This window comes from Photobacterium lucens, from assembly GCF_009873615.1.
Classification (GTDB): Bacteria; Pseudomonadota; Gammaproteobacteria; order Enterobacterales; family Vibrionaceae; genus Photobacterium; species Photobacterium lucens.
Genome location: NZ_SSMG01000411.1, coordinates 1 through 9,698 on the forward strand (window position 1 = coordinate 1; position 9,698 = coordinate 9,698).

General features: G+C 43.1%; 8 protein-coding genes. 7 read left to right on the forward strand and 1 reads right to left on the reverse strand.

All coding sequences use genetic code 11. The features are described from left to right. Complete coding sequence (locus E5A76_RS16855) at positions 1-1,224, reverse strand: hypothetical protein (RefSeq protein ID WP_107259890.1); 1,224 nt, start codon at positions 1,222-1,224, stop codon at positions 1-3. A 209-nt stretch (positions 1,225-1,433) separates the two neighbouring features. Here E5A76_RS16855 and E5A76_RS16860 point away from each other — a divergent pair, with 209 nt between their 5' ends. The 7 genes from E5A76_RS16860 (at position 1,434) to E5A76_RS16885 (ending at position 9,503) form a co-directional block, all read left to right on the forward strand. After that, positions 1,434-2,015 carry a restriction endonuclease subunit S gene (locus E5A76_RS16860; RefSeq protein ID WP_107259892.1) on the forward strand — a complete coding sequence of 194 codons (582 nt, stop codon included), beginning with the start codon at positions 1,434-1,436 and terminating at the stop codon, positions 2,013-2,015. Beyond that, the gene (locus tag E5A76_RS16865; protein WP_161119632.1) at positions 2,015-3,526 is read left to right on the forward strand and encodes a type I restriction-modification system subunit M; all 1,512 of its coding nucleotides are present in this window, start codon (positions 2,015-2,017) and stop codon (positions 3,524-3,526) included. The genes E5A76_RS16860 and E5A76_RS16865 overlap by 1 nt, the downstream gene beginning before the upstream one ends. Further along, a complete protein-coding gene (locus tag E5A76_RS16870; protein ID WP_161119633.1) occupies positions 3,516-4,700 on the forward strand; it encodes a restriction endonuclease subunit S in 1,185 nt (394 codons plus the stop codon). Before E5A76_RS16865 ends, E5A76_RS16870 begins: the two co-directional genes overlap by 11 nt. Positions 4,701-4,780: 80 nt before the next feature. Further along, the gene (locus E5A76_RS16875; protein WP_161119634.1) at positions 4,781-8,077 is read left to right on the forward strand and encodes a type I restriction endonuclease subunit R; all 3,297 of its coding nucleotides are present in this window, start codon (positions 4,781-4,783) and stop codon (positions 8,075-8,077) included. A 2-nt stretch (positions 8,078-8,079) separates the two neighbouring features. Beyond that, on the forward strand, positions 8,080-8,856 hold the full coding sequence (locus E5A76_RS16880; RefSeq protein WP_161119635.1) for a M48 family metallopeptidase: 777 nt from the start codon (positions 8,080-8,082) through the stop codon (positions 8,854-8,856). A gap of 10 nt (positions 8,857-8,866) precedes the next feature. Continuing rightward, a complete protein-coding gene (locus E5A76_RS20440; protein ID WP_187695673.1) occupies positions 8,867-9,040 on the forward strand; it encodes a hypothetical protein in 174 nt (57 codons plus the stop codon). Continuing rightward, positions 9,033-9,503 carry a DUF1643 domain-containing protein gene (locus E5A76_RS16885; protein ID WP_202443263.1) on the forward strand — a complete coding sequence of 157 codons (471 nt, stop codon included), beginning with the start codon at positions 9,033-9,035 and terminating at the stop codon, positions 9,501-9,503. The genes E5A76_RS20440 and E5A76_RS16885 overlap by 8 nt, the downstream gene beginning before the upstream one ends. The last annotated feature ends 195 nt before the right edge of the window (positions 9,504-9,698 follow it).

Sequence of the window (9,698 nt, forward strand, 5' to 3'; positions counted from 1 at the left end):
CTAAAAACACTTCACCTTAATCGGTTGCGACAAAGATTTGCCAAACTTAAATACATGCAACCCTTGCGGCGTTTCTTTCAATTGAAATTTAGCACTCGAAGAAAGTAGATCATTTAGTGTCATCATTTTTTGGATCGCATCGCAATCAATAGCATAACTGATATTAGTCTTTGATTTATCTTTAAAGATAAAAATGCTCTTATTGTCCAATTTCACCAAACTGTAAAAAGTCACGTCGTATGTTTGCAGCGGCTTAACGGCTTTTTCTATCGGTTCAACCTGCTTGTCTTTTTTACTTGTTTGAACAATGGCGCTTTTACGTTTAAATGACTGACTAATAAAGTTTTTTTCATCTGTAATAAAGACAATAAAATGTTTTTCTTGTTTTTCAACGTAAAGTTGAACGTTATCTAAACAATCTTTTAACCAGAGTTGATTGGGATTTCTTAAACTTTTTGTAATCTCATAAGCTTTTTCTTGTTGAATAAATTTAAAAACAGCACTTTTCTTATTATTTTTAACCGTAAATGCAATCTGCTCTTTACCTTTAGGATCAAACCGAATTGCGCCAGCATCCACCACAGGCTCAGCAGCAACAGGCTTGCTCTCATTTCTAGCAGGCACACGCTCACCAAACATACTCCAGCTAAACCAACCGCTAGTAATTGAAAGCTCAATTCGACTATCAGAATTTCGTCTACCAAGCATCACCAAATGATCAACATCTTCTGGTCGACATTGTTTTTCACTTAATAACCTACTATTCAAATCAAATCGAACGGTAAAGTCATCACTAGCAGCTTCAATACGCACTCCATTATTCGATGGTAATGCCACTTTTTGCTTAATTACTAATGGTTGCCAGTATGATGATTTCCAAGAGTCTGCGGTCTTTTTAATAACAGGCTTAGGCTTTCGTCCTTTTGCTTGATAGGTTTGAATAGATGACGTACAGGGATGCTTTGTCCACGGTGGCCCCAATTCTTCAAAATAAACTCTTGCTCCATTTGGATGTTGATAATAGAACACAGAGCTGCCACAAACAGGGCAAGTGGTATTAGGAATAGTGAAAGCTTTCGATGACCCGTATGCATCTTTATTATTTTTAAAGCCTTGTGGAGCTTTTACTTGGTAATGGGTAGATACAGAACGAGCTGTTGGCGATTTTCGTGAAGATTGAATAGGACGAACAATACCGTCAATAGTAACAAAGGTAACAGACACTCACTGCTTCCATATAATATTTTGAAGATATGCAAAAATAAGTGATTCTATAAAATAATGTTGTGCGAGAGTTCATATTTCTATTAAGCAAATATCAACCACTCATAACCACATCAAACTAAATGATGCAAAAAAACAACATCATATATTGACACTTGATTCATAACCAGCAAAAATTGCATCAAGTTAAATGATGCAGGCTAAAGAGAGTGACTACATTCTTAAAAAACATTGCAACCATTAAAGCTGGGCATCCTTTTCGTGGTGCCATCCCAGATGATGAAACAGGCAATGGCTATGTGATTCAGGTAAAAGATATCGATGCAGATGGCAATATCTGCTGGGATGATCTCACCCTCACACAGGTACAAGGTAGAAAAGAGCCTGACTGGTTAAAATCGGGGGATGTGATTTTTATGGCGCGTGGTACGCGATGCGCCGCAGCAGCTATTAAGCAAACCGACAAACAAACAGTCTGCTCCCCCCATTTTTTTATTATCGAGTTAACAACAGACGAGCTATTACCCGAGTTTTTAGTATGGCAACTCAATCAAGTTGTTTCACAACGCTATTTTAAAAAATCAGCCCAAGGCTCAGCGCAATTGAGTATCAAGCGTAGCGTCCTTGAAGCGACCCCCATTGCGATTCCAAACGTCAATATACAACAACAGATTGTGTCAATGGCAGCTTGTGCTCAAAAAGAGAAACAAGTGCTCACGCAATTAATACACAATAGAGAGCAGCAGCTAGCAGCCATTGCTCAAGACCTATTTACACAAAGGATTCAATAATGCCTACTATCAACCAAGACGAAATCAACAAAACGGTATGGAGTGCCTGTGACACCTTCCGTGGTACGGTTGATCCATCTATCTACAAAGACTTCATCTTGACCATGCTGTTCTTAAAGTACATCTCGGATGTGCGCCAAGACAAAGTGGAAGAACTTACTACCCAGTTCGCTGGCAACACCGATATGGTTGATGCCATGCTTGCTAGTCAATCATTCAAAATTCCTGCTGGTTCAACGTTCTGGGACTTGTACGAAGCCCGCTTTGAAGCTGGTAACGGCTCTCGTATTGACCAAGCTTTACATGCGATTGAAGAAGAAAACGGCACCAAACTAAAAGGCGTGTTCCAAGACATCAGCTTTAACACCGATAAACTGGGTGATGAGAAGCAAAAGAACGACATTCTACGCCACCTATTAGAAGACTTTGGTAAGCCAACCCTAAACCTACGCCCTAGCCGTGTGGGTTCGTTGGATGTGATTGGTAACGCCTACGAATACCTGATCAAACACTTTGCTGCTGGTAGCGGTAAATCGGCAGGTGAATTCTATACCCCGCCAGAGGTATCGGATCTGCTTTCTATCATCCTAGAGCCACAACAAGGCGACAGCATTTGTGACCCTGCATGTGGTTCAGGCTCACTATTGATGAAGTGTGGTAAGCAAGTTCAAAAGAACTTTGGCGGCTCTAAGCAGTACGCTCTGTTTGGTCAAGAAGCCATCGGCTCTACATGGTCATTGGCAAAAATGAACATGTTCCTGCATGGCGAAGACAACCACCGCATTGAATGGGGCGACACCATTCGTAACCCTAAGCTACAAGACAGCAATGGCGGCCTACTGCACTTTGACGTAGTAACCGCAAACCCGCCATTCTCGTTAGATAAATGGGGACATGAAGACGCAGAAAGCGATCACTTTGGTCGTTTCCGTCGTGGCGTACCACCAAAAACCAAAGGCGACTACGCATTTATCTCGCACATGATTGAAACCCTGAAGCCAGAAACTGGTCGCATGGGTGTGGTTGTGCCTCACGGTGTGCTATTCCGCGCATCTTCTGAGGGCAAAATCCGCCAACAACTGATTGAAGAAAACCTATTGGATGCGGTGATCGGCTTACCTGAAAAACTGTTCTTTGGTACAGGTATTCCAGCGGCAATCTTGATCTTCAAGAAGAAGAAAGACACCAACGATGTGATGTTCATTGATGCTTCGCGTGAGTTTAAGTCAGGCAAAAACCAGAACGTGCTAACAGCAGAAAACATCGACAAGATCGTCAAGACCTATCGCAGCGGCGACAATGTGGATAAATACGCGTATGTGGCAACCCTCGATGAGATCCGTGAGAACGACTACAACCTCAATATCCCTCGCTATGTCGATACGTTTGAAGAAGAAGCGGAAATCGATTTGATGGCTGTGCGTAGTGAGCGATTGGCACTGCAAACTGAGCTTGCGGATCTAGAAGCAGAAATGGCGGCTTACCTAGAGGAGCTGGGTTATGGTGCCTAATGGTTGGGAAAGAAAACCTCTAGAGAAAGTCGCTGAAATCAAAACAGGAGTTGCGAAAGGCAAAAAGGGGCTTAAAGATCCTATTGAAGTACCATATTTGAGAGTTGCCAATGTGCAAGATGGTCACATTGATCTTTCTGAGGTTAAAACTATTCAAATTGAGCGTCACCAGCTTGAAAGATACTCGTTGCAAGTTGGAGATGTATTAATGACCGAAGGTGGTGACTTCGACAAATTGGGGCGTGGTGATGTGTGGCAAGGTCAAATAGTACCATGTCTCAACCAGAATCATGTTTTTGCAGTGCGCCCAAATAAGCAAGTATTGTTACCGTATTTCTTAGCTGCGTTATCAGGAAGTAACTATGGTAAAACTTACTTTTTGAGCTGTGCCAAGCGAAGTACCAATTTAGCGAGTATTAACTCTACTCAGTTAAAAGAATTTCCTGTTCTACTCCCACCACTCCCAGAACAACGCAAAATCGCCAAAATCCTTTCTACATGGGATCGCAGTATTGCAACCACAAAAAAGCTGATTGATGCCAGCAAGCAGCAGAAAAAAGCGTTAATGCAGCAGTTGTTGACGGGTAACAAGCGTTTGATTGATCCTGAAACGGGTAAAGCGTTTGAGGGGAAGTGGGAAAATACTCATCTTTCAAATATCGCTTCGATTAAAAAAGGAAAAGCCCTAAGCGCTAAAAACCTTGTAGCTGGTAGTTACCCTGTTATTGCAGGTGGTAAAAGTAGTCCATATTCACATGTCGATTTTACTCATGAAAATGTTATTACAGTCAGTGCAAGTGGAGCTTACGCTGGATATGTGTCATACCACCCTTACAAAATATGGGCATCTGATTGTTCAGTCGTAACAGCAAAACCTGCCAATTATCTTGGGTTTATTTTTCAATGGTTACAACTAAACCAAATACGCATTTACTCTATGCAAAGTGGCGGAGCACAACCGCATATTTACCCTAAAGATCTTGAAGTAATGAAGTTGCGAGTACCTAAAATTGAAGAACAGCAAAAAATTGCCTCAGTTCTCACCGCTGCCGATAAAGAAATCGAGTTGTTAGAAGCCAAGCTTGTGCTCTTCAAGCAAGAGAAAAAGGCGTTGATGCAGCAATTGTTGACGGGTAAGCGTCGCGTGAAGGTTGCTGAAACCGAAGCTGCTTAACAAGCGCATCTTTTGACAACCGATACAGGGCTTGTTTAGCAAGCCCTGATAAACAATAAGAACAATGTCATAGGCTGAGTATGGAACCATTATCTCCTAGTGAATCTAAGCACCGCACGCCCAATTTCAAAGAAGAACAGAGCGCAAAAATCCCCGCGTTAACTTTGCTCACCAACCTTGGCTACCAATTCATTCCACCGAGTGAATGCATGGCAATGCGTGGTAACAAAACCACGGTGATCTTGCCGCAGGTGTTACGCAAGGTTCTGAGCTTTAAAACCTATTCATTCATGGGGAAAGTTCGCCATTTATCGCAAGCGGCAATTGATAAAATCGTGCAAGAGCTGGCTAACCCTGCGATGAATGAAGGGCTAAAAGCGGCCAATGAAAAACTCTATAACGCCTTAACTTACGGCATTAGCGTGACTGAGTTTGTTGAGGGTAAAAAAGCTAACCCAACCATTCAAATCATTGATTGGGACACACCTGAAAACAACCAATTTCATTTCACCGAAGAGATGGAGGTTGATAACGCCCGTGGTACAGGTAAACGCATTCCTGATGTGGTCTGTTTCATCAATGGCTTGCCTTGGGTCGTGATAGAAGCTAAACGTCCTGATAGCAGCATCAATGGCAAACCAACCATTACCGAAGGTATCTCACAAAATATCCGTAACCAAAAAGTGGATGAAATTCCGCATCTGTTTGCTTACAGCCAACTGTTGTTGTCCATCAATGGGCATGATGGTTTATACGGTACGTGCGGCACACCTGAGAAGTTCTGGGCGAAATGGAAAGAAGAAGAAATCACCGAAAGCACCTTTGAACGCCTTAAGAACACGCCACTGAATGACGCGCAACTGAATGCGATTTTCAGCCATCGTACGCCAGCAATCAAAGACGAATATCTATCACTGATTGCAGGCGGTGATTTAGTGGTGACAGACCAAGACCGCTTATTGGTATCCTTGCTGCGCCATGACCGTTTACTAGAGTTAACCCGTCTATTTACCCTGTTTGATAAAAAAGCAGGCAAGATCGTTGCGCGTTATCAGCAAGTATTTGGCATTAAAGCCTTGGTGGAGCGCATCACCTCTTTTGATGAGAAGGGAGCACGTAACGGCGGTGTGATTTGGCATACCACAGGTTCGGGTAAGTCTTTCACGATGGTGTTTTTGTCAAAAGCCCTGATTTGGCTAAAAGAGTTAGCGAAATGCCGCGTTGTGGTTGTGACTGACCGTGTGGATTTAGAAGACCAACTTGCTCGCACCTTTGCCTCTGGCGGCGCGCTGTCAGATAAAGACAAAAAAGAGGCAATGGCAACCACAGGTAAACGCCTTGCTGAGCAAATCGGGAAAGGCAATGAGCGCATCATTTTCTCGATCATCAACAAGTTTGGTACGGCGATTAACCTACCTGAATGCTACAACGATAGCCCAGACATTATCGTATTAGTGGATGAGGGCCACCGTAGCCAAAACGGTGAGAACAACATCCGAATGCAGCAAGCCTTGCCAAAAGCGGCTTACATCGGTTTCACAGGTACACCTCTGCTGCAAGACGATAAAACCGAGAACAAGTTCGGTAAGATCATTCACTCTTACACCATGCAGCAAGCCGTCGAAGATGGCACCGTCACCCCTTTGCTTTATGAAGAACGTATTCCAGATCTGAGCACCAACGACAAAGCCATTGATGCTTGGTTTGACCGTATTACCGATACCTTATCGGAGAAGCAGCGTGCTGACTTAAAACGCAAGTTCGCACAAAAAGGTCAAATCTATCAAAACGAAGGGCGATTAGAGTTAATTGCGCACGATATTTCGGATCACTTCCAAAACTTTAAGCAGCAAGGTTTGAAGGGGCAACTGGCTTGTGATTCTAAAGCCTCTGCAATCCGCTATAAGAAGCTGCTCGATCAAATCGGTAAAGTCACTTCAGTGGTAGCGATGTCACCACCTGATACCCGTGAAGGGCACGATAACGTCGATAGTGAAAGCACCGATCTGGTGCAAAATTGGTGGAAAGAAAACGTCGCACAAAAAGGCTGGAGCGATGAAAAAGCCTACACCAAACACATCATCCAAGAATTTGAAAAGGATGAAGGCCCCGACATTATGATCGTGGTCGATAAGCTACTAACGGGCTTTGATGAGCCTAAAAACACAGTGCTCTATATCGACAAGCCATTAAAGCAGCACAACCTTATTCAAGCCATTGCGCGAGTTAACCGCTTACATGCGAAAAAGCAATTTGGTTATTTGATTGATTATCGAGGCATCCTTCGTGAATTGGATACCACTATTGAGAAATACCAAGATTTAGCTGAGCGTACCCAAGGTGGCTTTGATATCGATGATCTCAAAGGTTTATATAACCGCATGGATACCGAGTACAAGAAGCTGCCGGGTTTGTATGATGACCTTTGGGCAATTTTTACTGGTGTGAAGAATAAACAAGATGGACAAGCACTTCGTCAGGCTTTGGCTCCTAAAATTGATACCATTGATGGTCAATTAACGGATACCAACTTAAAGCTGCGTAATGATTTTTATGATGCGCTGACAGCGTTTGCTAACTGCCTAAAAGTAGCCCTTCAATCGGCAACCTACTTTGAAGACAAAAGCTTTGATGACAAGCGTCAAGTTTATAAGAACACGCTGAAATCCATGAGCCAACTGCGCCAACAAGTACGTGCAGATGCCGAAGAAACTGTGGACTACGACGAATATTCAGAAAATATTCGCGCCATGTTAGATAAGCATATTGCAGGCGTGTCGATTGAAGAGCCAGAAGGCGCTTATCTGGTTGGCAATATGGGCAAAGATGCCAAACCAGAGCAAATGACCGATGATGAAGCCAATAACAAAAAGGATGTCATCACAGGTCGTGTAACCAAGATGATTGAGCAAGATCTGGCAGACGATCCGTATGCGCAAGAGTATTTCTCAAACTTGTTAAAGCAAGCCATCGAGAAAACCAAGGAGATGTTTGACAGCCCTGTAAAACAGTACCTTCTGTTTGCAGATTTCGAGCAGCAGGTTAAAGATCGTGAGGTAGCTGGAATGCCGACCGATCGCTTTGCAGAGCTTGACACTAAAATCAAACGCCATGTTCAAGCCTACTATGGTCTGTTCTTAAAAGTATTAGGAGAGCCGTTACCTCTAACCGAGGAGCAATGCTTTCAGTATGCGTTAGACATTGATGGCATTGTCCGTAAAGCGGTTGCCGAGTTTTCAATTAACCCATCGGAGATTGAAAACCAGATCCGTTTAGGGCTATTGCCACTGCTGTTCGCTGATGTGGGTATCGATAAAGCGCAAGCTATTATTACGGATGTCATTCAAATCACTCGACGTGGATTAGCAGGTCATTAGGTATGGCTTCTTTTAATCCTAAAGAAGGCAATATCGAGGAATACAGCTTCATCTATGGTGATGAAGCTGTTACCTACGAGGTGATCCGCAAAGCATTTGCTGAAGGCAAAAAAAAGAAAATCACCATCCGAGTGCATCCAGATTGCCGAGTCGCTGTGACTGCGCCTCAAGATGCTGAAAAATCAGCAATCCATGAAGCCGTTATGCATCAAGCACGATGGATTTGGAATGCCCTGACGGAGTTTCGAAGCCATTTAGAATATGTGCAAACCAAACACTATGTGAGTGGTGAGATGCAATTCTATCTAGGCCGTCGCTATGTGTTAAAGGTGGTTGAAGACAGAGATGCCATTTCCAATGTGAAGATGGAGCGAGGCAAGCTGCTAGTCACACTAAACCGCTTTAACGAAGCTAAGCCAAAGCTCGTTAAAGCACTGGTATCTGGTTGGTATGGCGTTCGTGCCGAGCGCGTATTCCATCAACGTTTGGCTGAACTTCTACCGCAAGCAACGTGGGTAGAAGGCATCCCGTCATTTCGCATTATGCCGATGCAAAAACAATGGGGAAGCTGTTCAGCCAAAGGCACCTTGGTGCTCAACCCTCACCTGATCAAAGCGCCCAAAGAGTGCATTGATTACGTGATTTTGCATGAGCTTTGCCACATCGCAGAATACAACCACAGCGAGCGTTTCTGGCGCTTATTAACCAGTGTGATGCCGAACTGGAAAGAAGTGAAGAGCAAGCTAGATGGCATGGCAGAATTGTATTTGAATGAGTAAGGATTACATAATGAGATGCCCCAATTGTGAACAGCATATTGGCTGGGATTGGATCGAAGATGAGTCGATTGAATCCAATGAAGAATTTGAGTGCCCACATTGTGATGAAACCCTTCGCTATGAAGTGGATGAAGGCACATATCTTGGTGCTCAGCATGTAACGATTGAAGTTGTAGATGATTAATATGAAGAAGAGCGCTGTTTTATCTAGTTGCAGAAAATATAGGTATGAGCTTTGGCGAACTTGGGATGACTCTAAGCCATACGCAATGTTTATAGGACTAAATCCATCCACAGCGGATGAAACTGAAGACGATCCAACTATACGTCGTTGTATTAATTTTGCTAAGTCATGGGGATATGGTGGCCTATGTATGGCAAACCTTTTTGCCTATCGAGCTACTCAGCCAGAAGACATGAAAAGAGCATCAGATCCTATCGGTGACAAAAATGATGAAACTCTGATTCTACTTGCCCAAAATGCAGGAGTTATTGTGGGAGCTTGGGGAAATGATGGTGTATTTTTGAATCGCTCTGAAGACGTTCGAGCTTTGATTTCTGAGTTGAATGTATTGAAAGTCAATAAATCAGGTGAACCTGCACATCCGCTTTATTTGAAATCAACATTAACCCCGATTAAATGGTAACAGTTTATGCCGCCAAAGGAAGGTGGCATTTTGACTGTAAATGTGTCGATGGCATTATATAATATTGAGCACAATTTTTACTCTCAGCCAATACAAACTAAGCATGTATTCATATACGTCCAAAGGTGTCTTTACTATTCACTAAGCGTTATGAAAAATAATAAAAATCAAGTGGTAATAAAGCTGACCCTAATT